This window comes from Paenibacillus sp. GM1FR (genome assembly GCF_002803315.1).
GTDB classification, from domain to species: Bacteria; Bacillota; Bacilli; order Paenibacillales; family Paenibacillaceae; genus Paenibacillus; species Paenibacillus amylolyticus.
Window position 1 is genome coordinate 114,439 of record NZ_MKZL01000022.1, and the last position, 24,499, is coordinate 138,937.

The 24,499-nt window shown below is 50.6% G+C and carries 20 protein-coding genes; 13 read left to right on the forward strand and 7 right to left on the reverse strand.

Annotated features, from left to right (window positions below; genetic code table 11):
- Positions 1 to 4: 4 nt before the first annotated feature.
- Positions 5 to 334 (reverse strand): hypothetical protein, encoded by a 330-nt coding sequence (locus PAEAM_RS16185; RefSeq protein WP_100528243.1) that lies wholly within the window; start codon positions 332 to 334, stop codon positions 5 to 7.
- A 394-nt stretch (positions 335 to 728) separates the two neighbouring features.
- Here PAEAM_RS16185 and PAEAM_RS16190 point away from each other — a divergent pair, with 394 nt between their 5' ends.
- The 8 genes from PAEAM_RS16190 (at position 729) to PAEAM_RS16225 (ending at position 9,530) form a co-directional block, all read left to right on the forward strand.
- Positions 729 to 1,439, forward strand: a complete 711-nt coding sequence (locus tag PAEAM_RS16190; protein ID WP_036671592.1) for a response regulator transcription factor — start codon at positions 729 to 731, stop codon at positions 1,437 to 1,439.
- On the forward strand, positions 1,436 to 2,941 hold the full coding sequence (locus PAEAM_RS16195) for a sensor histidine kinase (RefSeq protein ID WP_100528244.1): 1,506 nt from the start codon (positions 1,436 to 1,438) through the stop codon (positions 2,939 to 2,941). Before PAEAM_RS16190 ends, PAEAM_RS16195 begins: the two co-directional genes overlap by 4 nt.
- 60 nt (positions 2,942 to 3,001) lie before the next feature.
- Entirely contained in the window at positions 3,002 to 4,108 is a 1,107-nt protein-coding gene (locus PAEAM_RS16200) for a TolB family protein (RefSeq protein ID WP_100528245.1), read from the forward strand.
- Positions 4,109 to 4,348: 240 nt separating this feature from the next.
- Positions 4,349 to 5,236: an oxygen-dependent tRNA uridine(34) hydroxylase TrhO gene (gene trhO, locus PAEAM_RS16205; protein WP_036606654.1), complete on the forward strand. Its 888-nt coding sequence runs from the start codon at positions 4,349 to 4,351 to the stop codon at positions 5,234 to 5,236.
- Between the two features lie 12 nt (positions 5,237 to 5,248).
- Positions 5,249 to 5,896: a helix-turn-helix transcriptional regulator gene (locus tag PAEAM_RS16210; protein WP_081745846.1), complete on the forward strand. Its 648-nt coding sequence runs from the start codon at positions 5,249 to 5,251 to the stop codon at positions 5,894 to 5,896.
- A gap of 733 nt (positions 5,897 to 6,629) precedes the next feature.
- Positions 6,630 to 7,679, forward strand: coding sequence for an ABC transporter substrate-binding protein (locus tag PAEAM_RS16215; protein WP_047840843.1), 1,050 nt, complete (start codon positions 6,630 to 6,632; stop codon positions 7,677 to 7,679).
- 193 nt (positions 7,680 to 7,872) lie between these two features.
- Complete coding sequence (locus PAEAM_RS16220; protein ID WP_051154091.1) at positions 7,873 to 8,733, forward strand: ABC transporter permease; 861 nt, start codon at positions 7,873 to 7,875, stop codon at positions 8,731 to 8,733.
- 2 nt (positions 8,734 to 8,735) lie between these two features.
- On the forward strand, positions 8,736 to 9,530 hold the full coding sequence (locus PAEAM_RS16225) for an ABC transporter ATP-binding protein (protein ID WP_100528246.1): 795 nt from the start codon (positions 8,736 to 8,738) through the stop codon (positions 9,528 to 9,530).
- A 145-nt stretch (positions 9,531 to 9,675) separates the two neighbouring features.
- Here PAEAM_RS16225 and PAEAM_RS16230 read toward each other — a convergent pair whose 3' ends face one another.
- Both PAEAM_RS16230 and PAEAM_RS16235 read right to left on the reverse strand, forming a co-directional pair.
- Positions 9,676 to 10,257, reverse strand: a complete 582-nt coding sequence (locus tag PAEAM_RS16230) for a hypothetical protein (RefSeq protein WP_100528247.1) — start codon at positions 10,255 to 10,257, stop codon at positions 9,676 to 9,678.
- Positions 10,258 to 10,287: 30 nt separating this feature from the next.
- Complete coding sequence (locus tag PAEAM_RS16235) at positions 10,288 to 10,821, reverse strand: hypothetical protein (RefSeq protein ID WP_100528248.1); 534 nt, start codon at positions 10,819 to 10,821, stop codon at positions 10,288 to 10,290.
- 230 nt (positions 10,822 to 11,051) lie between these two features.
- Here PAEAM_RS16235 and PAEAM_RS16240 point away from each other — a divergent pair, with 230 nt between their 5' ends.
- The 5 genes from PAEAM_RS16240 (at position 11,052) to PAEAM_RS16260 (ending at position 19,512) form a co-directional block, all read left to right on the forward strand.
- Positions 11,052 to 11,549, forward strand: coding sequence for a DUF6385 domain-containing protein (locus tag PAEAM_RS16240; RefSeq protein WP_091012617.1), 498 nt, complete (start codon positions 11,052 to 11,054; stop codon positions 11,547 to 11,549).
- Positions 11,550 to 11,594: 45 nt separating this feature from the next.
- Positions 11,595 to 13,079: a DUF6385 domain-containing protein gene (locus PAEAM_RS16245; RefSeq protein ID WP_243391381.1), complete on the forward strand. Its 1,485-nt coding sequence runs from the start codon at positions 11,595 to 11,597 to the stop codon at positions 13,077 to 13,079.
- A 78-nt stretch (positions 13,080 to 13,157) separates the two neighbouring features.
- On the forward strand, positions 13,158 to 15,440 hold the full coding sequence (locus PAEAM_RS16250) for a glycosyltransferase (RefSeq protein WP_165789946.1): 2,283 nt from the start codon (positions 13,158 to 13,160) through the stop codon (positions 15,438 to 15,440).
- Complete coding sequence (locus PAEAM_RS16255; RefSeq protein WP_165789947.1) at positions 15,397 to 17,367, forward strand: tetratricopeptide repeat-containing glycosyltransferase family 2 protein; 1,971 nt, start codon at positions 15,397 to 15,399, stop codon at positions 17,365 to 17,367. The genes PAEAM_RS16250 and PAEAM_RS16255 overlap by 44 nt, the downstream gene beginning before the upstream one ends.
- 108 nt (positions 17,368 to 17,475) lie before the next feature.
- Entirely contained in the window at positions 17,476 to 19,512 is a 2,037-nt protein-coding gene (locus PAEAM_RS16260) for a glycosyltransferase (protein ID WP_165789948.1), read from the forward strand.
- Positions 19,513 to 19,825: 313 nt separating this feature from the next.
- On the opposite strand, the gene PAEAM_RS16265 is transcribed toward PAEAM_RS16260, so the two are convergent.
- From PAEAM_RS16265 to PAEAM_RS16285, 4 genes are read right to left on the reverse strand one after another with little or no spacing between them, the layout of a single operon-like run.
- Positions 19,826 to 20,497, reverse strand: coding sequence for a class I SAM-dependent methyltransferase (locus PAEAM_RS16265; protein ID WP_100528252.1), 672 nt, complete (start codon positions 20,495 to 20,497; stop codon positions 19,826 to 19,828).
- Positions 20,494 to 22,035: a glycosyltransferase family 4 protein gene (locus PAEAM_RS32355; protein WP_243391382.1), complete on the reverse strand. Its 1,542-nt coding sequence runs from the start codon at positions 22,033 to 22,035 to the stop codon at positions 20,494 to 20,496. The genes PAEAM_RS16265 and PAEAM_RS32355 overlap by 4 nt, the downstream gene beginning before the upstream one ends.
- Before the next feature lies 1 nt (position 22,036).
- Entirely contained in the window at positions 22,037 to 23,032 is a 996-nt protein-coding gene (locus tag PAEAM_RS16280) for a glycosyltransferase (RefSeq protein WP_243391383.1), read from the reverse strand.
- Positions 23,029 to 24,321, reverse strand: coding sequence for a tetratricopeptide repeat protein (locus PAEAM_RS16285; RefSeq protein ID WP_100528254.1), 1,293 nt, complete (start codon positions 24,319 to 24,321; stop codon positions 23,029 to 23,031). Before PAEAM_RS16285 ends, PAEAM_RS16280 begins: the two co-directional genes overlap by 4 nt.
- Between the last annotated feature and the right edge of the window lie 178 nt (positions 24,322 to 24,499).

Sequence of the window (24,499 nt, forward strand, 5' to 3'; positions counted from 1 at the left end):
ACTATTAATTTGGGTTGGAATTATAAAATGTGAACCCTGAAAGAGTGCGAGCAGTAGTGTTTCTAATCATACTAGTATTAACTTTAACTGCAGCAACGCCCTGTTTGGATTCTGCTGCAAGGATACCTCCTTGTGTAACATAGTTGCCAATTACCGCGCCGGATTCTGGTGCACCTTCTGCAACAAATCGATCACCACACTTACATTTGAAGAATCCGCTATGTCCAGGAAACTGTTTAGTTAAAAGCTTGCCAGTACTATCTGCAACATAAGCTGCCCCCTGTAAATACATTCTATGACTTGCTCCATAAGTGGTACATACTGCTTCTGCCATTAATATCTCCCCTTAATATTTAATTTCAAGAACGTTCTTTCCGGATAAGAGCGGCCTTGTAATAAGATAAAGAGATGCGAACTCGAAAAAAAACAACCCCAATAAATATTTTATTTATCAGATAATAGTTCCACAGTAATTTGTCGCGTTGCACTCTTTACCAAGCAGGAAAATTAAAGTTGAACTATATGGGTCAGCATTTATCGAAGTTTTACTTCATAAGGTTTTTAATGTCCTTTTGCTGCCTTTTGGGTATAAAAAAGATAGAGCCGAGTCCAAGCTGAGAGGACACACGTTTTTTGTAAACCCTAAGTCCTTCATAGCTAATTCGCACGGACCTTGCTAACATAGACCCATAAACCAACTCATGACATAGATAAAGAGGATGAACCCTATGAATAAAAAAGTGCTCGTGGTAGATGACGAATCAAGTATTGTCAGTGCCATTGCTTACGCGCTGCGGCGCGAAGGATATGAAGTAGATACTGCGAGTGACGGCGAAGAGGCCTTGGTCAAGGTCGCATCGTTTCATCCGCAGGTCATGATTTTGGACGTCATGATGCCAAGGCTTGATGGATATGGCGTATGCCGCAGGCTGGAGGACCGCGAGGATATCGGCATTATTTTGCTGACCGTCAAAAATGATATCGTGGACAAAATTGTTGGCCTGGAAATGGGCGCCGATGATTACATGACCAAACCGTTCGAGATCCGTGAACTGCTTGCAAGGGTGAAAGCGCTCATGCGCCGTGTCGAGAAAAGCAGTCCACCACCTGACGATTCGAAGAATCAGGCCATCGTGAATGGCACACTGCGTATTCATGTTGCTCACCGCACGGTGACCGTTAATGAGGAGAAGCTGGATCTGACACCAAAAGAGTTCGACCTGCTGACCATTCTCATGTCCAATCCTGAACGTGTGTACACACGAGACGATCTGCTGGATCGAGTGTGGGGCATGGAATATGCGGGTGGTACACGAACCGTAGACATTCACATCCAGCGTTTGCGTAAAAAAATTGGAGATACGGATCAGCAAAAATTACAGACCGTATACGGGATTGGCTACAAGGCATCTGCACCTGAAACAGGCGGGGCCATATGAGAGTCAGCATCAAGCTGAAGTTCAGTGTTTTTCTGGCAGCCTTGCTTATCCTTACCGTGGTGGTGCTTAGTTCACTGGTCCTGCGCGGTATTGAACGCAATCAGCAGTCACAGATTGAAGGTATTTTATCACAGCAGACACGGCTGGTGAATCTGAATGTGCGACAGTCCTACTACACGGAGTCCGTTCATCTGGAACAGGAAGTCTTTTTACAACAAAACGGCCGCAGGCTTGCACAGGAACTGGCCAACTCTACCGGATTGCCAATTGCTCTCTATAATATGAAGGGCCAGCAAGTTGGCTCATCGATCAGTTCCGGGGAGAGTGCGATTGTTCAGGATACGCTCAACTATGCACTGCAAAATAAAATTGCCTATCATGAACAAGGGGATACCTTGCTCTATGCCGCACCACTGGACGGTCCGGATGGGCAGATGGGTGCCGTATGGATGCAATATCCGGTCCAGAGCTACCATGAATTCTATACTCGCATCCTTCAATTGTTCATATGGGCGGGCATTGTCGTTGTTGCGCTGAGCTTCATATTAGGTTATCTGTTCTACAATCGGTTTGCCGTTGCGATTACTCGGCTGAAAAAGTCCGCAGATTCCATTCGCGAAGGGAATTACATTACGGAGTCTCCTTTAAAGCGCAAGGATGAGTTGGGGGAGCTGGGGCAGGGCATTTATTATATGAGTACATCCATTCAGCAAAATATCACAGCCATGCATGCGGAGCAGCAGAAGCTGCAACTGGCGATTGAGAAACTTCAGGCGCTGGAACAGCAACAGAAACAATATATCGGTAACATCAGCCATGAGTTCAAGACACCGCTGACATCGATCAAAGCTTATGTGGAGCTGCTCGACATGTATAAGGATGATCCGCAACTGCTTGATGATGCCACAAGTAACATTGGCAAAGAAACGGAGCGGCTGTACGAGATGGTCGAGAAAGTCTTACATTTATCTGCTCTGGAGAAGTATGACTTCGAGAACCAGGCCGAAGATGTAGAGGTCAGCGCTCTACTGAAGGATGCCTGTGGCCGGATGCGGGGGAAAGCCGAGAAATTTGGGCTGAACATGGAACTGGATCTTGAACCGGCGGTGATCCGCAGCGATCGGGAGAGTCTTATGCATATTTTCATCAATATGCTGGATAATGCCATTAAATATAACGTTCCGGATGGTGTGATCCGGGTGAAGAATGAACTGCGGATGCAGGAGCGTCAAGCGGTCATTCGCATCTACAACTCGGGTACGCCGATTCCGGCAGAGGCACAGGAGAAGATTTTTGAACCCTTTTACACCGTGAACAAAGACAGAGCCAGAAAAACCGGAGGAACCGGACTGGGGCTATCTCTCGTGAAGCAGTTTATTGAAAAACAGGGCGGTACAATCACCCTGCTGTCGGGTGATCCAGAAGATGGGGAAGGTGTGACGTTCCAGCTCATGTTCCCTTTGGCTGATTCAAGTTTACAAGTTCGAAATAAGTCTGAATAACTTTGGAAGTATACGATGTATATGCTTGGTCTATAGCAAGAGAAACCAGGGGGGACCATCATGAATTGGAAACAAGCAGCTATGGGCACGTTCGGAGCCATTGCCCTGTTAACGACAGCGGCATGCGGGGGAACAACGGAGCCGGGGGGCAACGCACAAGGCGGGAAAACGGGCACGGATATTACGGTAAAAGATAATACCAACACGTCCGTGTACCAGAGCTTCAAGCTGGAGAAGATTGATAAATTGCCGAATATGCGCGGAATTGCATGGCTTAGTGATGATTCGATTGTATCCGACAAGGAGAACAAGTCCTTGAAACCCGTCACGGTTGAAGGCCAGGAAAGATACCCGCATAACTTATATATGTATGATCTGACGAAAGGTACAGACACGCCGCTCAAAGAAAGTGAAGCCAGTCTGGGTGCACCGCTGGTATCACCGGATGGTCAGTACCTGTTCTACCGCGAGCCGGAGGAAAATACGGGCAAAGGCTACTTCCTGAACCTGCATAACGGGGAGACAACCCCTGCGGGTAAGGAGGATGGATTCATCCAAGAGGGAGCGTGGCTGGATAATGAACATGTCGTTTTCCCCAATATGAAGGGTGATCTGATCTCGGCAAGTGTAGATGGCACAACGAAAGTGCTGGTGGAGACAGGTAATTTCAATGTACGGAGTATCAAGATGTCAGGCAATATGCTCTATTATATTACGGGCGAAGATGGCCAGTTGAATGCATACGATGCGAAGACGGGTGACGTGAAACAGGTGCTGAAAAGTGTGGAGTGGGTCATCCCTTCTAATGATGGAACAAGGCTTGCGATTGTGAAAAGAACAGCGGATACCAAACGGGCGCTGGTGCTCACCGATCTGGAAGGCAATGAGAAGGCTACACTCGCCAGAGGCACACAGATTTTCGGCACAAGTTGGTCGGGTGATGATTCCAAGATTGCATACACCATCAATTCTGAGAATGATAATGAGAAAGGGCTATTTGTCTCCAACACAGAGTCGGCAGAACAGTTCCAGATCTCGGCCGATATGGACAACGCTTCTGACCCACTCGCCTGGAGCCCGAAAGGAAATAAAATCCTGTTATCACAGGCGGTATTGGAGAATGAATCGTATCACTTTGTAACCTCGGTCATTACGATCTCGGAATAGGGTGAATGGTGCAGAAAGATATGTTCCATATCTTTCATGCCTTTCTATACATTTATATTGACTAAGCTGTTCCGCTTCCGATAAACTAGAATGCAGGAATAAAAGTCGAATGTCAGGCAGCAGTTCGAGACGATGTTTCGGGCGGCTGTTTATTTTCTTTTTTAGAAGTAAGGTTGCAACGTAGTCGTCTTGCCGGATGATCCGGCCAATAACAACATGGAATAGGAACAGGTGATATACATGTGTAACAGCGCGTACCGCGTGCTTTTATATTATAAGTTCGTGAAGATTGAAGACCCCGAGACGTTTACACAAGAGCATCTACAATACTGTAAGGACCTGGGTGTGAAAGGCCGTATTCTGATCGCATCCGAAGGCATCAACGGTACCGTATCCGGTACGCCTGAACAGACGGAACAGTACATGAAAGATATGCTGGCTAATCCGCTATTCAGCGACATGGTGTTCAAGATTGATGATGTCGAGGAGCATGCGTTCAAAAAAATCTTTGTTCGTCACAAAGCAGAGCTGGTAACCTTCCGTGTGGAAGATGAACTTGACCCAAATGTGACTAGCGGCAAACGCCTTTCGCCGAAAGAGTTCCATGAACATCTACAACGTGATGACGTTATCGTTATCGATGGTCGCAATGATTATGAATACGAAATTGGTCATTTCCGCGGGGCCATCCGTCCAGATGTGGAGTCGTTCCGTGAGTTTCCGGAGTGGATTCGGGAGAACCTGGGTGACATGAAGGACAAAACGATTATTACCTATTGCACTGGCGGCATTCGCTGCGAGAAGCTGACCGGGTTCATGATCAATGAAGGATTCCAGGATGTGGCTCAATTGGACGGCGGTATTGTCACGTACGGTAAAGATCCGGAAGTACAAGGCCATCTATTCGATGGTAAGTGTTACGTGTTTGACGAGCGGATCTCTGTACCGATTAACCGGACAGAAGAGGATATTGTCATTGCCAGCTGTTATCACTGTGGAACGACACATGACCGATATATTAATTGTCCAACCTGCAACCTGCAGCATGTAAGCTGTGAGGATTGCGAAGAGACGCATAACCGCTTTTGCTCGGATGCCTGCCGGGAGGCAGCACCGGTACACGCATAAGCAGGAGAGCAGGTGCTGATCGTGAAGCGCGAAGAGGAACGAACGACGCGTGAACGGATTTTGTTCATGCTGAAGCAGCAAGGTACATTGACCGCGAGGGAAATGACAGCTGATCTGGGTCTGACCGGCATGGCCATTCGCCGTCATCTGACGGCACTGGAGCAGGACGGCTGGATTGAGGTTCGGGAGGCCCGGGCTACGGCCGGACGTCCGTCCTCGGTGTACCAATTGACGGTACGCGGGGACAGCTTTTTTCCAAAATCATATTCGTCCCTTACGCTGGAACTTCTTGAAGAATTGTCTGACTCAGCCGGGAGCGGTGTGGTAGATGCATTGTTCGAGAGTCGCCGGGACAAGTTGCTTCGCAGCGGATTGCCACAGATGGAGGGCCAGGATCTGGCTGGACGGGTGGAGGAACTCGCTCGAATCCAGAATGCCAACGGATATATGGCGGATGCGTCCAGAGAAGACGATGGAACTTACGTCATTACGGAAATGAACTGCCCGATTGTACAAGTTGCGAGTGTCTACAAGCAGGCTTGCCGCTGTGAACTGGAACTGTTTCGCTCGCTACTTCAAGCTGAGGTGGAGCGCACAGAATGTTACGCCGATGGCGGTAAAAGGTGCAAGTATGAGATTCGCGAAGCGTCGGGAAATTAACTGGGTGAGAGTTTGAAAAAAAGATAATAAAAGATATTCAAAGTGTAAAGAAGAAGAGATGGTATCGAGTTTCGTCGAGGCCATCTCTTTTTTTATATCCTGCGTTACGTGAAACTGTATGAAAGAAATTTCTCTAACGAACCCTGTAGACGCTATTTTCCTCTCCAAAGATCTTTTCAAAATTTAACGAATCGTAAAGGCGCTATTTTGCTTAATTTGGCCGATTCTCGGTATCGAATTCTAATATTAGAATGAATAACGAGTGTGAGGTTCGTTAGGATTTGCATATCGTGATTATTCCCCCAATAAGATGTCTCGGGTTCGTTAGCATTGGAGAAAGGGCAATTTTATTGTTTGGCGCTAACACGTTGGCTTGGTACAGCTGGTCAACGTGAAGCGTTAAGCACATTACAGCTTCTTGACGAGCCATTCGCATAACTTGCGGGTTGCTTTTTTTTCTTTATGTAATGTTTTCTATCACAACCATACGATGAAACTAAATTGGAAGCGGTTCAACCATTGACGGATATCGGGACGCCCCTTAATATTAGGGGAACAATAAAACACCAACACGGGTCATGGACTTCAGTCGCATGAGAAAATTCTATATTTGTCTGCTTTTGTCGATCAAAGCAACAGTGCGTTGAAGCGTTTGTTTTGTCCCGCCCTATCGTGTCAATGGAATCTCGATAAGGGTAACCACATTTTATAAGATGGAGAGGGGTTCTCACACATGAAAAAGAAATTTTGGATGTCACTGATGATGGTTGCTTCAATGATCGTTGCAGCAGGTTGCGGAAATAACAGCGGTACAGGCTCGGAATCCGAAGGATCAGGGACTACAACAGGTGGAGGCAGCGAGGAAAAATCATATCAGATTGCCATCTCGCAGATTGTTGAACATCCATCTCTGGATGCTACACGTGAAGGGTTCATCGCAGCCCTGAAGGAAGCGGGCATTGAAGAGAACAAGAACCTCAAAATCGATTACAATAATGCGCAAGGTGATTCGACGAACAACCTGTCCATTGCACAGAAAATCTCAGGTGATTCCAAAAATGATCTCGTACTCGGCATCGCAACACCATCTGCGCTGGCTCTGGCTCAACAAGTGAAGGACAAGCCATTGTTGTTCGCAGCAGTGACAGACCCACTGGGTGCCAAACTGGTGACCGATATGGACAAGCCGGGCGGCAATGTTACAGGTGCATCGGATACGAATCCAGAGGCCATTGTACAATTGGCTGACTTTATCGCCAAAAATCTGCCGGATGTGAAAACGGTGGGCTTGGTCATTAACGAAGGTGAACCAAATGCGGTGGTTATGGCAGATAACGCTGAAAAAGCGCTGGCAACACATAATATCAAGCTGGTGAAAGCACCAGTTACGAATACATCTGAAGTAAAACAGGCAACGGATTCTCTGGTTGGCAAAGTAGACGCCTTCTACATCACGCTTGATAACTCTGTTGTGAGTGCGGTGGATACGATCATCCAAACGGCAAACAGTAATAAAATTCCGTTCTTCTCCAGTGATCGGGATACCGTTGAAAAAGGAGCTTTCGCAACCGTTGGCTTCAAATATTATGACCATGGATATCAGGTGGGTGAGATGGCCGCGGACATTCTGAAAAATGGTACAAAACCTGGTGATATGAAAGTCACCGTTCCGGACAAACTGGATCTGATCCTGAACCTGAAAGCGGCTGAAGCCCAAGGTATCACGGTTACGGATGAGATGAAAGCGGAAGTAAAAGACCAGGAAAACAACATTATTCAATAGAATCAATTCATAAATTTAATGAGTTATGAGATTGATTCAATAATCTGACCAGAGTGTAATCCGGCAGTATGGATGCGAGGCGAACATGCAACGGGTTCGCCTCATTCTTTTCGATAGACAGGGAGGAAGTAGTGTGAGTATAAGCTGGAATTCAATTGAAGGGGCGATCGAGCTGGGGCTTTTATATGCACTGATGGCACTTGGTGTATATATTACGTTCCGCATACTCGATTTTCCTGACCTTACCGTAGACGGAAGTTTTACAACAGGAGGCGCAATCGCGGCGGTTATGATCTCCAATGACTTCTCTCCTTGGCTTGCCTGTTTGGCGGCAATGGCTGGCGGCATGGTGGCTGGGGCTTGTACAGGTCTGCTTCATACCAAAGGCAAAATCAACGGATTATTATCCGGGATTTTGATGATGATCGCGCTCTACTCCATTAATATGCGTATTCTTGGCGCACCGAATAAATCCATTATGGGTATGGATAATCCATTCTCAGGTGAGCATGTCATGGTGTTAATTATCATCGTGGTGCTGGTGTTTAAAATCATGCTCGATCTGTTCATGAAAACAGATGTTGGACTGGCACTCCGTGCGACAGGTGATAACAAACGCATGATTCGCAGCTTTGGTGCAAATACGGATGTGACTACGATTGTAGGTGTCAGCTTATCCAATGGATTGGTTGCACTGTCTGGTGCATTCATTGCACAGCAATCAGGTTTTGCGGACATCACGATGGGCATCGGTATGATCGTTATCGGACTGGCTTCCGTGATTATCGGTGAGGCCATTCTTGGTGCAAGAACGGTATTCTGGGCTACACTTGCAGCGATCGTTGGTTCAATCATTTACCGGATTGTGGTCGCGCTTGCCCTTCAAGTCGAATGGTTCGATACATCTGATCTGAAGTTGATCACCGCGGTGATCGTCATTATTGCTCTTGTATTCCCAACGATGCAGCGCTCCATGAAGCAGCGAAGTCTGGCTCGCAAACGAACAGAAGAGTTGATGCGATCCGGGGGTCATCAGGCGAAGGGAGGTATGTGATCATGCTGGAGATTACGCAAGTAACCAAGCTGTTCAACCCAGGTACAACGGATGAGAAGACCGCGCTGGTTGGCGTGAATCTGACGATGAATCCGGGAGATTTTGTGACGGTGATTGGCAGTAACGGAGCCGGTAAATCCACGTTGATGAACATCATTTCGGGTGTGATGAAGCCGGATATGGGCGATGTACTGATCAATGACCGCTCCATTAAAAATCTGCCGGAGCATAAACGCAGCAGCTGGATTGGCCGGGTGTTTCAGGACCCGATGGCAGGTACAGCACCACATATGTCCATTGAAGAAAATATGGCGATGGCATATAAACGTGGCAAAGGACGCGGACTGGGCTTCGGAGTTACCCGTGCCAGACGTGAGATTTTCAACACGCAACTGGAGAAGCTGGGAATCGGACTGGAGAAGCGTCTCAATGCAAAAGTGGGGCTTTTGTCTGGCGGTGAACGACAGGCACTCAGTCTGTTGATGGCTACGTTTACCCAGCCGCAGATTTTGCTACTGGATGAACATACGGCAGCCCTTGACCCTTCACGTGCCGAACTGATCACGGAACTAACAGAGACACTTGTGCGTGAGATGAGACTGACTACATTGATGGTGACGCACAATATGGAGCAGGCCATTCGTCTGGGTAACCGTCTGATCATGATGGACAAGGGCCGAATTATTCTGGATGTCAGCGAAGAGCGCAAGCGTACGTTGACTGTACCTGAGTTGCTTGGTGAATTCGAACGGATTAGCGGCAAAAAGATGGCAGATGATCGTGTCGTGCTGGGTTAAGATAAGGGAACACTTGTTCGTGTGTGCGGGAATCGGACAACATTTTTTATCATCATTGCATCTCCAATATAAAGAACAGCCGCTTTCGGTACTCATCCGAAGGCGGCTATTTGCACGTTGCCTTTGTTATACATCGATGAACGAATCACACTTCCCACCAAGCAAAATAAGCAGTGGAGGCCATCAGTCCACCAACCGAAAGTGATCCGCTGACAGAGAGGTTAATGGCTTGACCCGGAGGAACCACGTAACGGCCAAATTCATTGGACAGAAACGGCCCTGCTTGAAGGGGCATAGCCATCAATGGGGTCGCTCCTGAAGGTGTAGCAGCAGAGAACCGTACCGTGGCTACGCTGGTATTGCTGCTGGAAAGATTACTGTTTACCGGCGTGAGTGTGGTGGGCGATGTCAGTGTTCCATTAGCGCTCAGACTCATGGAACCGCTGAAGGAAGATAACAGATTGAGTGAGACCGTAATTCCACCAGAGAGCCGCGATACGTATAGGGTTTTCCCACTCCCTGCGGGATTAGCTAATTGTACGGTGGCGATCACCGTTCCTCCCAGTAATCCTAGTGTTGTGGAGTTGGTGGAACCTGCGTTGTACAGATTGCCTGTACTGCCAGCATTATTCTCTGGAGGTGCAACAATACCGGGAGAAATATACGTGTTGGTGTTGGACGTATAGACGGGCTGGCTTAACGGGTTGAATACATTATTGTTTGGCACAGTGTGCACCTCCTTTTATCAGGATCAAACTCAGAATTCCCACCAGAATAGATTAATGGCTGCGGTCTGATTCCCCGTGCCTACGCTAATGGATAATGTTTGTCCCGGTGGAACAATAATGGAGCCATTCAGACCCAATGAATACATTCCTGCAGTGAGCGGAATACTTGCAATGCTCGTGAAGGCACCCCCCAGGGTACCTGTATTTTGTCTTGTGGTAACTACACTGGCGTTGGTATTTCCAAGTAACGTATTGACGGGCACGGGTGTGCTACCAGCAGTCACGGTTCCTCCTGAATAGATAACAAGAGTAGCTGCCGCTGTTGTGCCTCCTGTGAGGCTGGATATACGTATTGTTCGGCCGCTACCGGCCGCATTCAGGATCTGTAGAAGAAGACTCTGGTTGGAAGGAATTAAGGTATTGTTGGTCGTCAGGGCAAAAAAACTGCCTGCAGCAGCTGCACCGCTGTCTGGTGACGCTTCAATGCCTGGGGCTGAGAAGGTATTGGTCAATTGAGTAAACAGGGGACGATTAGATTGGTTGAATACATTATAGTTGGTCATCTCATCCACCTCCCATAGACCAGATTAACTTATAGAGGTTGTTCAAAAAGTCCGCTTTTGATTACGAAGGGTGCCTCTTGATTCGCATTTCATTGTACTTGCAGTGTATGTGAAAAGAAGCAAATGGATTGGGGACTGAGCCGTATATCTGGAAATAACGGCGGTTGCCGTGCCCGTATATCCAATCCGGGCATACGATGCGTAAGCACATTTTTTAAGGGGAAATCGAGATGAGTCGAACAGCGAAGCAAAGCAAGAAGAGAACGAAGCAACCAACTAAATATGTCAGTCGCCGCCGCTCCCGTCATTCCTGCCGCGCTAAATTGCTGAAACCCCCTTGTTCCCGGATTACTCGTCCCCGGTTCAAGCAGGGTGCTTCCTCACGTACGAAACTCCCTGGTGCTATTCATTGTTTTACAGAGCATACGTATGTCGGAGCCGAAACCAGTAGCAGCATGGATTCACTCCCGGCACAAGACACCTCATCACTCAGCATGTATACCTATGGCGTTGTGAATCGGGGAAAACATCCGGCTCTTGTACAGATCCAGATCAGCCCCAATGCCGTGGATTATGCTGTGGACAGCCAGGAGGTGGTCGCGGGAGGCCAGACCAAAGCGCTGGTACCATTGCGATTTTTGCACTATACCCGGCTTGCAATTCGATCCGTTGAACCGGATCAGCCGACCCGGCTCGATGTTTACTTTCAGGCACAGCGTATGCCATAAGGGAGTATGATCTCACAGATTTGACCAGGGAGGAGGACGAGGCACATGCCTAACTTTACAACGTTTAATACGAATCCGGATAATCTGAGAACGTTGATTTTTGGCCAGGATAGTACAGGCACAGCCCAGCCTGTCAGAACGGATACAAGCGGGAACGTGGTTGGTATTATTTTGGACGGAACGATCAGTAACATCTCAGGTCTGACCACGGTTACAATTAACGCCGGAACCATTACCAACATTCTGAACGGAACCATCACGAGTGTGCTTGGAGCGACGATCACGGCAGGTACGATCAACAGTGTGCTTGGGGCCACAGTTACAGCGGGTACATTAACGAACTTGCTAAATGGTACGATCACAAGTGTATTGGGAGCAACGATCACGGCGGGAACGATCACCAGTGTACTCGGGGCAACTGTAACAGCAGGAACACTAACGAACTTGCTGAATGGTACGATCACCAGTGTATTGGGAGCGACGATTACCGCCGGAACGATCACGAGTGTGCTCGGAGCCACGGTGACCGCAGGAACACTGACGAACTTGCTGAATGGTACGATCACCAGTGTATTGGGAGCGACGATTACCGCGGGAACGATCACCAGTGTGCTCGGGGCAACTGTAACAGCAGGAACATTGACGAACTTACTGAATGGTACGATTACAAGTGTATTGGGAGCAACGATTACGGCGGGAACGATCACGAGTGTGCTTGGGGCCACGGTGACCGCAGGAACATTGACGAACTTGCTGAATGGTACGATTACAAGTGTATTGGGAGCAACGATTACCGCCGGAACGATCACAAGTGTGCTTGGAGCCACGATTACAGCAGGTACCATCACAGGTATACTCGGAGCAACGATTACCGCCGGAACGATCACCAGTGTGCTCGGCGCAACGGTAACAGCGGGTACGTTGACCAATTTGCTGAATGGTACGATTACGAGTGTACTGGGAGCAACGATTACAGCCGGGACCCTGACGAACTTATTGAACGGAACCATTACAAGCGTACTTGGCGCAACCGTAACTGCTGGTACCTTGACGAACCTGCTGAACGGTACGATTACGAGTGTACTCGGGGCAACGATCACCGCAGGAACCCTGACGAACTTGCTGAATGGTACAATCACCAGCGTGCTCGGTGCTACAATTACCGCGGGAACACTTAGCAGTGTGACGTCCATTTCACAGAAGAGTTTTCAGGAGTCCCAACTCATAAGCACCCCGACCGCCAACACCTTCACAGCGCTCCCGGCGGTTACGACCAGTGTATTTGGCACGTATTCTTTCTTTGTATATAACCGGGGGCCGGGTGTAAACCGGGTAGATGCTCTTGTTGAGATCAGCGCCAACGGAACAAACTGGTACACGGATGTAACGACGGTAACGGGCATTTTGTCCGGGTCAGTCGATGTATTGGTACCGCAGCGTTTTCTCAAATACACGCGTCTTTCCTACCGCTCCAGCCTAATCGGCGCACCAAGCACGATTGATGTGTTCTTCAATGGACAAGGCACATAACCCATTTATTTGTCATATAGGTACATGGAGTTCCTTTGGTGGACTTCATGTACTTTTTTGTATTGGAGGTGGTTGCATTTGAAGAACCGTTTACTTGGAATTCATATGATTGTGCAAAATGAAGAACATCACCTGCCCCGCTGTCTCGACAGCTTGAAGCATATCAGCACGGAATGTTTTATCACCGATACCGGCTCATCTGACCGTACACCCGAGATCGCCAGAACGTACGGAGCAACGGTGTTGCACGCCTGCTGGCAAGATGACTTTGCCCATGCACGAAATATCAGTCTGCCTCTGGCGAGCACGGAATGGGTCCTGTGTTTGGATGCGGATGAGTACGTTACGCAGGGATTGGAAGAACTGCTGAATTATTTACCTAAAGTCCATAAAAGCATTACCAGATTACGTATTACCATAGAAAATCGATACGGCGAAGGGGTAGAAGAGAGCGTTATCTCTCAGCCAGTGAGGCTGTTCCGTGCTCATCAGGGATATCGATACAAGGGGCGTATTCATGAGCAATTGGTTCGTAGCGGCCCAAGCGAGCTTACCCAGGAAGAGGCTGCTGATATGAATAAGAGCGAGACCTATACCGATGAACAAAGCCAATTGATCGAGACTGAACCGCTTGCTCCACTATGTCTGATTCATGATGGATATCTGGCTTCAACGATTGCGCAAGAGCATAAGCCAAGACGTAATTTAAAGCTGATTGAGCGTGAATTACAGGATGACCCGAAACAGTCTTTTCACCTGTACAATCTGGGAGTAACGTATTGCCAGCTTGGTGAGGTCGAAAAGGCAATTGAAGCGTTCAGTGAATCATTACACCTGACAGAGTTGCTCGCACCATATCGACCTACACTGGTTAGAGATTATGCAAAGACCCTTGTGGGATCGGAACGTTACGACGAGGCGCATGCAATTCTGGCTGTGGAAAGACAGCGTTATCCATCTTATGCTGATCTGCACCTGTTGTATGGAGAGACGTTGGAGCTGCAAGGTTTGGAGGAGCGTGCATATCAATCGTATGCTCGAGCAACGGACTGTCGGGAGGGAATAGACCGTGTTGGACACAGTGATGGCGGTAGCACGTTAGACGCGTCATATGTAACGGAAGCGGGTTCTAACAGTTACAGAGCCTATACTGCGATGGCAAGACTTGCACAGAAACGGGGATTCTATAAAGAGTCTGCACATCTGTACGGGCTGGCTCTGGACAGCATGTTCACATATGCTCCGGCATGGGCCGGGTTGGCAGACGTGCTGCAACAATCCGGTGAAACGGATGAGAACATAGCAGAAACATTACTTTCCAGAAGCAGAGGAATCGGAGAGTCAGATCACGGTGATTTGATTCGTGGTGAAATGCCCCATTCATATGCAGTGACAAATGAGGATCATCTGGTGCAAATGATTTATGTTCTAACAGGCTGTGGAGCATATGAACAGGCATTGAAAATGCTGAATGCAGATTCGTGTACTGCTCGTATCCATGTAGCGGATCAAATACATTGGATGTTGTGTGCGAATAGGGTTTCCGAAGCGCTGCAACTGGCAGAAGAACACTGGAGCGTGGGGTGTGTGCATGAAGTCAATCTGCCGGCTGAGCACAGAATGGATTGGGCACTGGCTTGTTGGACCAACGGATTACGATTATCCGAGGCATTCCTCGCAACTACGCTTCCACAAGAAAAGAACGTGTGGAAGGTCATGGATCGACTGCTGGATCAGTTAACCAAAGAGCCGCGAAGCATGAAACCTGCTTCACAAGAACAAAAGCTTATGCAATGGGGTCCGCAGGCAGAGATGGTAGCAGAAAAGGTTGTGCAGCAAGCCGTAAAGACAGGTCAGCTTACACTTGCTGAGCAACTGCATGAGTTGCGGGCCATGATGATGCGTGACCATTGGGGAACGGCTGTAACTTTACGACGGGAGTTTGCAAGTCTGCTGTATCGTCACGGGTATACCATGGTAGCCGCGAACATCCTGATTCAGTGTATGACCGAGAGTGAGCTGGATGCCGAAGGGTTATTCTGGCTGGGTGAAACGCTGTATACCAAAGGCCACAATGATCAAGCGCTCTCTCTGTTCGAGCAGGCTCTGGAGCGGGAGCCTGATATGTGGCAGGCTCGAGTTGGAGCAGCTGTATGTTACTTGCAATTGGCAATGGAGGCGATTCGGCAGGAATTGGTTCGTTCTCCGTCTTCAGGGGTACTCGCTGCACAACATAATGCTCTGGAACAAAGGCTGCGAACGACCGAAGGCATCCCGTGGCGTACGCTTTTCCATGCAAAGGAAAGGAGGAATCAGCTTGCGAGCGGAACGAATTTCCCTATGCATGATCGTGAAGGATGAGGAAGAGTTACTGCCTCATTGTCTTGCCAGTGTCCAGGGAGCGGTGGACGAAATTATTGTAGTGGACACCGGTTCATCGGATCGCAGCGCGGAGATTGCGCAGCAATATGGCGCGTTGGTTGTGCGATTTGAGTGGTGCGAAGATTTTGCCGCAGCACGGAATGCTGGCCTGGAGCGCGCTTCCAGCGATTGGATTCTCTTTCTTGATGCGGACGAGGCGCTCGATAGGGCTGCGCGGGAGCAGATCAGGAGCTGGACGTTGGTCAGCGGATGTGACGGATTGTTTTTAAACATTCATAACTATACAGGTACGGGTCAGCAGGGGGTTACCGTGAATCCGGTTTTGCGTCTCTTCCGTAATGCCCCGGAGCATCGGTTCGAAGGTCGAATTCATGAGCAGATTGCGGCGGCGATTTGCCGTAGGAATTCAGAGGCTGCTTTTCATGTGACGGACATGGTCATCCATCATTATGGGTATCAGACGGCGATTGTGGAGCGCAAAGATAAGGTGAACCGCAATGTTCGCCTGCTGCAACAGGTAGTGCAGGAAGAACCTAATCAACCGTTCCATCACTATAATCTGGGTGTCGAGTATCTGCGTGTGGGGGAAGCGGAGCGGGCCTTGGAGACGTTTGGTGTGGCTCGGATGGGGATTGATCCTGCGGTGACCAGTTACGCGCATTTGCTGTTCAAATATGAAGTTCGTTGTCTCCAGCATCTGAATCGCTGGCAGGAGGCATTAGATCGCATTGATGCTGCGCTTGAACTCTTTCCAGAGTACACGGATCTGATGCACCATCGCGGGGTATGTGCGGACGCATTGGGTGATGCAGATCGGGCAGAATATTCGCTGCGTGAAGCTGTTCGCATGGGACCACCTCCACCCATATATCATACGGAAGAAGGCATCGGCACCTATCAGACGTGGTATACGTTAGGGCGATTACTGGAAGGAAGGGCCGATCTGGAGGGGGCGGTAGATGCTTACGTGGAAGCGGTACGTGCCAAATCGAGTCTGTTACCTCCGCTCTATCGGATATTTCGAATTATGCGAGTCTCCGGGCAGGAACATCAGATTCCAGAGCTGGTGAGGGAGCGTTTTGCACTCAGTTCGGAAGAGGCTACACACAAAGTATTGGGCATTCTGGAGCAATCCCGTTGTTATGATGCGGCTTTGCAATTGTTATCGGGTATATCTTCACAACCTTCCGCAGAGATGAGGGAGCGTTTATCTGTGGCGGAGGCGATGCTCCAAATCCAACAGGGGAGATGGAACAAGGCACGTCTGAAATTGGAACCTGTGCAACGGAAAAAAGGGCTACTCGCGATCTCGTCTGCACGATGGCTCGAACGTTTGGAGTGGATAGAAGGCAAGGAAGTCAACGGAGATGATCCATTAACCTTGTGGTTGAAGCTTAGTTCGCAGGTGGGTGAAGGAACGAATGAAGAACCTGATGTGCAGACAGGACGAATTGCTGGTCTGAGAGCGACAAAGAAGAAGGACACGGACTCAGGTATGGACGGAACGGTTGCAGGAGCAGAGTATGATGGCTGGCAGGCGCTCGGACTGATGATGGAAGGATGTGTACAGTCAGGGAGATGGAAAGAGCTGCATAGCCTGATTCAGATGTGTCGACAGCAATTGGCTGGAGAAGGATTATCGGTGGAACAGAGCGTTCGAATGGGAGAGAAGGAGAAAGAGATGGAAGGGAAAAAGGAAAACGGGAAGGTGAGTGACATTGAGTCGTTCCCTGGGGCTTCGGATACCCTGACGGGAACAAGCTGGCTGGTGAAAGGATTGGTCAGTGCTGCGGACCATCATCTGGAGGTGTTCGCTCAGCATGCAGATGGACAGCGGCACCGTTGTTGGCCTGTCGTTCAGCATATTCGGCTGGAGTTGCCGGGAGCGGACGGGTTTGAGAGCTGAGAGGGATCAGGCAGCGGGAGTTCAACTTAATTCAGCGGGCTAATGGGTGCGGCTGAACTCCTTTGGTGAGGGGTGGTGATGAATATGGGCATAGGGATTAGCTTGTGTATGATCGTGAAGGATGAAGCGTTGTCACTCCAGCGGTGCTTGAATGCAGTCAGGGATGTTGTGGATGAGATCATCGTTGTGGACACAGGTTCGATAGATGATACAACTGAAATTGCTCGTCTCCATGGGGCCGTTGTAATTCGTACGGAATGGAACGGAGATTTCAGTGAAGCCCGTAATCTGTCACTGGCCGCTGCTACGAAACCGTGGATTCTGGTGCTTGATGCGGATGAGGTATGGGTACAGACCCCTCAGATGAAGACAGAACTCGTGCGGTTGTTAGCGGCAAGTAGGGATGACGTGTGGGGATACTGGATACAGGTCACAAGTCTGTTGGGTGTGTCCGGTGAAGAGCATGTGACGGATGTGGTGTGTCGTTTGTTCCGAAATGATCCCCGAATTGCCTTTCAGGGCAGAATTCATGAAGAGATTGCTTCTTCCATCATGGCTCTGGCTCCGCAAGGTGTGCTTCATTCTGGACTTGAAGTCATTCATTACGGATATCTGGAGCAGGTGATTACCGCCAAAAATAAAGGCGCACGGAACATGCAGTTGATTCGTTCCGCGTTGAATCAGGAGGGAGATCAACCGGAGTTGTTATATGCTCTGGCCGCCGAATGGTTTCAGCAAGCGAAGTATGATGAAGCACTCCGTTTGTTACAGCCATTATTGGCACAGCTTAAGCCGGAGTGTGGATATCACTCGGATCTGGTGCTGAAAACGGCTTACGCCTGGCGAGAGATTGGCAGCCCGGAACGGGCGCTTGCTGTAGTGGAAGCATGGGCGCCCCTGTATGAGGATTTTCCGGATTTGTTGGAGTTTGGTGCTGTACTTGAACTGGATCAAGGGAGAGAGGACGTGGCCTTGAATTGGTTAAAACAGGCTAAATCAGCTGCTTCCACGGCCAGCAGGTATACATCAGTCTCTGGTGCTGGGACCTATCGTAGCCTGACGCTGGAAGGCATGGCATATGAGCGGGCTGGCCGTTGGGCAGAGGCAGAAACCGCGTACACGGCGGCGCTGAGCATGCAACCCAGCAGCTTGCCTGCATGGCAGCGGCTGTTGTTGCTGGCCGCAGCCACAGGGCGGCCGCATGCCATCGCCAGCGTTGCCGCTCGGGTAAGCTTGCCACCTGCGGCATGGCAAGCGTTGATCCCGGCCGCGCTTGCCGCGCATCGGCCGGAGTGGCTGCTGCGCCATGCGGCGGCGCTGGCTGGCCCGCTGCGGGCACAGCCGCTGGCCGCCGGGCTTGCGCTGGCCCAGCTGGGTGAGGACGCCGCGGCTCGGGCGGCTTTGCAGCCCTGGGCGGCGCATGCGCAGCACGGGCCAGAGGCGGCCCTGGCGCTGTGGGCGCTGGGCCACAAGCAGCCCGGCGGGCGCAACGCCCGAGCGGCGGCTCGCCAGCAGGCAGCGCTGCCTGCCGAGGCCCACGCCGCCGAGGCGCTGCTGCTGCGCGGGGCCTTGGCGCGCAGCAGCAGCGGCCTGGCGTGCAGCCCGCGCCGCGGCGCAGCGCCAGGCGGCCCGTCCCGCGGCGCAACGCCAGCAGGCCCAGCCGCGCCCGCGCCTAGCGGCATGCTCCCGGCTGCGCAAGCGCTCGCCGGCGTAGGCGCCTGGGCCGCATGGCTGCGCCTGCTGCAAGCCCTGCCGCCTCGCGGCGCGCTGGCGTTGCTTGCAGCGCTTCCGCCTGCGGCACGCTGCGGGTTGCTGCGCGCACCCGCGAGCGTCCGCGAAGGGCTGCTTGCGCTATGCGGCACGCCTGACGGCACGCAGCAGCCCCACGCGGACGAAGTGTCCGCCTCGGAGCTCACCGCTCACGCGCTCCTCGCGGGCACGCTCGCGCTGCTCGCCGGGCGGCAGAACCTGGCGCGTGAATGGGCCGAGTTGGCCCAACTCACTGCGCGGCAACCTGCCGCCACAGGTCACCCGGCGAAGACAATCCCGCCGGGCCTGCAAACCCTGTTGCGCCTGACAGCACCCGGCGCAGCCTCTGCTGATGAATACACCAACCAGTGCAACATGTTACTGGTACACCTATAATTTCCTTTAATCTTTAATCTTTAATCTTTAATCTTTAATCTTTAATCCTTAATCCTTAATCACTAATCACTAATCACTAATCTCTAATCTCTAATCTCTAATCTCTTATTTCTAGTCTCTAGTCCCGAACCTCCAACCCCTGTACATCCCCACATATTCCCGCACTAGCCCATCCAATTGAAATTGCAAAAGCAACGGAGCTACCGGTAATCGGAGCATTGCCCGAACCGTGTATTGTTCCGTTGCTAATGGGTCGAGCCCGTAAGCCCTCAATCTTCCACTCTGCACTTAACTCAACGTAACCCAATTCGTTTCAACCTTTGCATATCACCGCTCGAAAACAGCGGATCGGCGTGCCATACATGTCAGACCAGATGGCATCGTCCGGCTCGTTCACGTTCAGCTTATCTTCAATGGTTAATCCGGTGACAGCCATGATTGTCTCCAGCAGATCAGGCCGCATCTCGGGCACATCGAAGGTAGCGATTAACTGTCCGTTTGGTTTCAGCACCCGAGCGAATTCACGAAACGCTCGTAGCATTGTACCCGTATCCAGATGCTCCAGTACAGAGATACAGAATACCCGATCAAACTTACCCGACTCGTACGGAAGCTGGGCCAGATTAGCCTTTGCACGGTGCAATCGGTCGAGAGTTGATTCTGGCAGATCCTGAGCGGCTTGCTCTCCAAAATCAGAAACAATATCCAGTCTTATCGCCTCTTCAGACAAAATGCGTTCATCCCAGTCACAAGCGTGAACCTCGCGGCAGTGTTCGGCAAGCCAGAATTTGAATGGATGGGAGATGCCGCAGGCTGCATCAAGGACCACATCGTCCGGACGTGCAAATCGCCGGGCCCATTCATATTCGTAGGGACGGCTCCACCATGCCGGATGCAGCGGGAAGACCAATGTGTCCGTTTTAGGGTCACTTTGCCGAATGTATCTTGATTCCATGAATTCCGTTGCCTTGGGCGTATCCATCATCCCCGAATTCCCTCCTTTAATCCTGTCTCTGCCAAAAAAGATTCCAACACCGTGCTCCACCGGCTCCGCCACCTGGACAAATCATAGGACAGTGCAGTCTCTCGCGCATAGATTCCCAGTCGTTCTCGCTCGGCCCGATCCTGTACAAGACGTACCAGTGCAGCGGTTAGTTCCTGCTCACCAGGAGGTACCAGTAGCCCATTAAAACCATCCTGAATCAGATCATTCAATCCGCCAACATTGGAGGCAATTACCGGAAGTCCACAGCTCATCGCTTCCAGACAGGCATAGGAGGTGCCTTCCGAGAACACGGTTGGAATTACGGCGATATCTGCCTGATGGTAGGCCTCCCGAATATCCCGGAAATCATACGTGCGCTGGTTAATTCGCTCCGCATGTGGATGAGTACGATGCCAGTAACGAAAGACTCTCCCGACCGTGCTGCCTTCGACCAGTTCCCCGGCAAATTCAATCTCCAGATCTGGAAAGGCTCCAAGTAGTTTATCCGCTGCCAGCATCATTGGAATAATACCCCGTTCCATGCTGATGCGGCGTGGATAGATAATGCGAATTGGGCGGGGAGAGGTTATACGGGCATCCACAGTTTTCTTTTCAACCTGTCCCTGAATCGGACCATTAACCTGATACTCAGCATCTGCTTCTACCAGAATCTCCGTAGCCCAATCCTTTGAATTCCGGTGATTATGAGCAAACCTATACGTTACGCCATCTGCCTTGACTTCTTCCCGTTTCGATAACTGTAAATGGAAATCTACCGTTTCTTTCCCCTCTTGTTCTTGATCGCTATCTGTATCTCCACCTCCATCTCTGTTAGCCTTACCACTGTTCGCTCCATCACCTCTCGTTCCATCCTTGCCTTCTACAGCTTGCACTCCTGATATAACTGCACCAACACTTTCTTCATGACTCGCCAGATCATTCTTCCATGCGACAAGCCATTCGTCTTCCTGTTTCTGCTCGAAGATTCGTGTTGGCGGGGCTGGTGTGAAATAGGATGTATCCACTGCATTGGGAATCAGGACAACCTGCCTTGGATCGGTATAGGTGCACGCAGCCCGGCAAAAGGTCTGGAAATGGGAATCCACGGATACAATGCGCACGAGTCCATCCAGAGCCAGTTGAATATGTTCCGCGACTTGTTGTTTGGTCTCCAGTGGCAGTCTGGGACGATCCCAGTTAATGCCGTGACAGATGCCAAGACTGCCGGGTTTGTAGGTGATGGGTTGCCACAGACAGCTGGCATAGATCACTGGGCCGCGCGCTGCTGCTGCCATCCGGTCAAAGGCTTCCGGTACATTATCCATGTCGTACGAATAACCAAATACGTCAATCTGCTCCGTCCGAGTCTGGAATGCTTCAAAATAAGAGAGCTGATGAACCTCGGGAATATGCCCGAGTCCTCGGATGACACTGCACAGATCCAGAATATAACGTTCCAGTCCACCACCAAATACACGACCGAATTCCCGGTTGTACCCGTCGGTGAAACTATGCGTCAGAATACTCACCACGCCCATCTCACGGTCCCTCCTTCCAGGGAATCAGCCGAGGTTCCGGATCGAGAATAGACTCGTAATGTGCAAGATTGCCCCACTCACCGCCAGGATCAATGCGCTTGTAACGCAAATATTTACGAACCCGGTCCTCGAGACTGCCTGCCCATCCGAGATGCTGAACCTTCAATTCCGTGCTGACCCCAGGCAATACCGTGCAGGACAAGGGGAGGCGGGGAACATGATGATTCTGTTGTGGATAAAAATAAGGATATCCAGGCATATATCGTACAAGTGAAGCGGTATGCCGTTTGTGCAGAGACCAGAGATCATCTTCCCGGTAGTGGGTCCGGCCACCCCACATATCGTAGAATCGGAATGCAAACCAGTCCGCATACTCCTGATTAATCAGAGTGCGTATGGCTTTCTTGGCCTCTGAGCTGTACAGCTCATCCGCATCAACTGAGAGCAACCAGTCGGGACATGTTCCCGCAGCCGCTTGCCACAAGGTGTTGCGAAGTCGCCATTCCTCGGCGAACAGTGGTTTCTCCAATACCTCCAGACGGACCACCTTTGGATAGGCTTTGCATATGTCCGGTGTTCCGTCTGTGCTGGCATCGTCCACAATGACGATCTCATCCACGAATTCACTCAGATCATGCAATACTTCTTCAAGGTATCGGCCGCGTTCATTGCGAACCTGGAGCATGGCGGTCAGCTTGTTGCCTTTGCTTTTGCGAACCCGATGAATGGAGAAAGGCTCTTTGAATACACTTGTTTCCTCTTGTGTTACAGCAGCATTCTGTTCTGCCTGACCTTGTGAATCATTCCAGTGATGCACTTGGCTTCGGATGTCCTGCGTTGGTTGTGCATGATCCGGGGTGTGATCTCCATTTTCCAATGCGTCTGTATGTGTTCGATCGACTGTTTCGGTTGGCGTGTAAGTGGTTTCAGTTCGGATATCCCTGTGCACCATTGGTCCATTCAACTGTTGTCTACGCTTCTTTGGGTCCAGCATCATGGCACCTCCCCAAGCAATTGCTGTACAGCATGATCCAACAGCTCCAGCTCCACAATCCGGGCCAGCGCATCTTCATCCTCCAGTGCTGTCTCAAGGAAATGTCGGACTGCCCCGTGTCGTTCCCCTCGCAGTGCCAGCGCACTGCCGGATAATTGCTGATAATCCCGGCGACTGGCATCATCCTGAATATCGACTGCATGCACCAGAGCCAGTGCTTCTTCCACACGTCCAGTCTCCTGGTAAATGCGGAATTTCCAATGTCTCGCCGTTTCTCCGCCAAGTTCGTCCAGGATACGCAGGGCGTTTCCGTAATCATCGTTCATACGGAGTAGTTCCGCTCGTACAAGTTGATCTTCTCCTGCCTCAAACCAGCGACATAACTGTTCATAATGATGCCGTTCTTGTTCATCTGCTGCACTAATTCCATACACCCGCAGGGCGTCCTCCAACTGTCCAGCCCGGGCATGGATGGCAGACAGGAATCGATAATGGGAGACCACACAATCACTGCGACCATTCATGACCGCATGGGTGAAGGCCTCTTGCAACGAATGGACGGCCCGCGGATCTTCAAGCAAGTACTCATAGGCTGCCAGCAAAAAGGATATCGTCTCATGTGCACCTGCTTTGGCACGGAGCTGACGGTAGAAGTCGGCACGTACACTGCATTGAAGCAGGGTGACGCTATCTGGAGTACCTGACAGGATCTGCCGCAGCGCATGCAAGAAGAGCAGTTCGTAGTCCCGGAGAGGGACTTCGAGATCATCCCTTTGCATCGTACCCGCAGGTGCAGGGTCTTCTCCGCCCAGCCAGATGGCACGTACGCCTTGGAATAACAGCTTCATATAACGTGTCTCGGAGGATGTGCCGACCAGATCGGCGATGCCGACGAGTTTGGAAATACTGCTCTCCCATAGCGGAGATTCTGCTTCGTTTCCAGCAGGCTCAGGGAGCAGGGCAATACATAGCTCAGGCTCCAGCGAAGCTGTAGCCATTAGCCAGTAGGGATGGGCGACTACGGCTACGGTGCGAGGTTCCAGCAATAGCTGTTCGGCTTCAGGGAGGGAGATGACAGTAATGACCGGAGGTACATCTTCTGTTTGCGTCAGGCTGCTGACATAGTAGACCTCTCCCTCGATCGACAGCAGTGCAGCAATATCGGGATAGGGAAAGGATGACCAGCCTCCTTTGCGAGGGAAGAGAACATACCGGACAGTGGGCTGTGTTGTACTGGGCTTATCCAGGCTGGCTTCGGCGTCTTCACCTGGTAGTGGTGCAGGTTTTTCCATGAATAGTTCACCTCACCTTGACTGTAATATGGAGCGTCTTCGCTCTGCATGTGCTTCATGCTTTCACTTCATATGTAAAGCCCTCACGGTACTTCGCATGATATGCCTGAGACTAACATATGGGCATTCCGTCCCAAACATGAGTATCTTCCATGAATAGATGAAGCTGGCAAGCTGT

Coding starts and splice junctions, on each gene's coding strand:
- trhO (WP_036606654.1), top strand. CDS start 4,349: ATGTGTAACAGCGCGTACCGCGTGCTTTTATATTATAAGTTCGTGAAG.
- PAEAM_RS32355 (WP_243391382.1), bottom strand. CDS start 22,035: ATGGGCGTGGTGAGTATTCTGACGCATAGTTTCACCGACGGGTACAAC.
- PAEAM_RS16220 (WP_051154091.1), top strand. CDS start 7,873: ATGGCACTTGGTGTATATATTACGTTCCGCATACTCGATTTTCCTGAC.
- PAEAM_RS16265 (WP_100528252.1), bottom strand. CDS start 20,497: ATGATGGATACGCCCAAGGCAACGGAATTCATGGAATCAAGATACATT.
- PAEAM_RS16260 (WP_165789948.1), top strand. CDS start 17,476: ATGATCGTGAAGGATGAAGCGTTGTCACTCCAGCGGTGCTTGAATGCA.
- PAEAM_RS16185 (WP_100528243.1), bottom strand. CDS start 334: ATGGCAGAAGCAGTATGTACCACTTATGGAGCAAGTCATAGAATGTAT.
- PAEAM_RS16240 (WP_091012617.1), top strand. CDS start 11,052: ATGAGTCGAACAGCGAAGCAAAGCAAGAAGAGAACGAAGCAACCAACT.
- PAEAM_RS16285 (WP_100528254.1), bottom strand. CDS start 24,321: ATGGAAAAACCTGCACCACTACCAGGTGAAGACGCCGAAGCCAGCCTG.
- PAEAM_RS16195 (WP_100528244.1), top strand. CDS start 1,436: ATGAGAGTCAGCATCAAGCTGAAGTTCAGTGTTTTTCTGGCAGCCTTG.
- PAEAM_RS16215 (WP_047840843.1), top strand. CDS start 6,630: ATGAAAAAGAAATTTTGGATGTCACTGATGATGGTTGCTTCAATGATC.
- PAEAM_RS16190 (WP_036671592.1), top strand. CDS start 729: ATGAATAAAAAAGTGCTCGTGGTAGATGACGAATCAAGTATTGTCAGT.
- PAEAM_RS16280 (WP_243391383.1), bottom strand. CDS start 23,032: ATGATGCTGGACCCAAAGAAGCGTAGACAACAGTTGAATGGACCAATG.
- PAEAM_RS16225 (WP_100528246.1), top strand. CDS start 8,736: ATGCTGGAGATTACGCAAGTAACCAAGCTGTTCAACCCAGGTACAACG.
- PAEAM_RS16235 (WP_100528248.1), bottom strand. CDS start 10,821: ATGACCAACTATAATGTATTCAACCAATCTAATCGTCCCCTGTTTACT.
- PAEAM_RS16200 (WP_100528245.1), top strand. CDS start 3,002: ATGAATTGGAAACAAGCAGCTATGGGCACGTTCGGAGCCATTGCCCTG.
- PAEAM_RS16245 (WP_243391381.1), top strand. CDS start 11,595: ATGCCTAACTTTACAACGTTTAATACGAATCCGGATAATCTGAGAACG.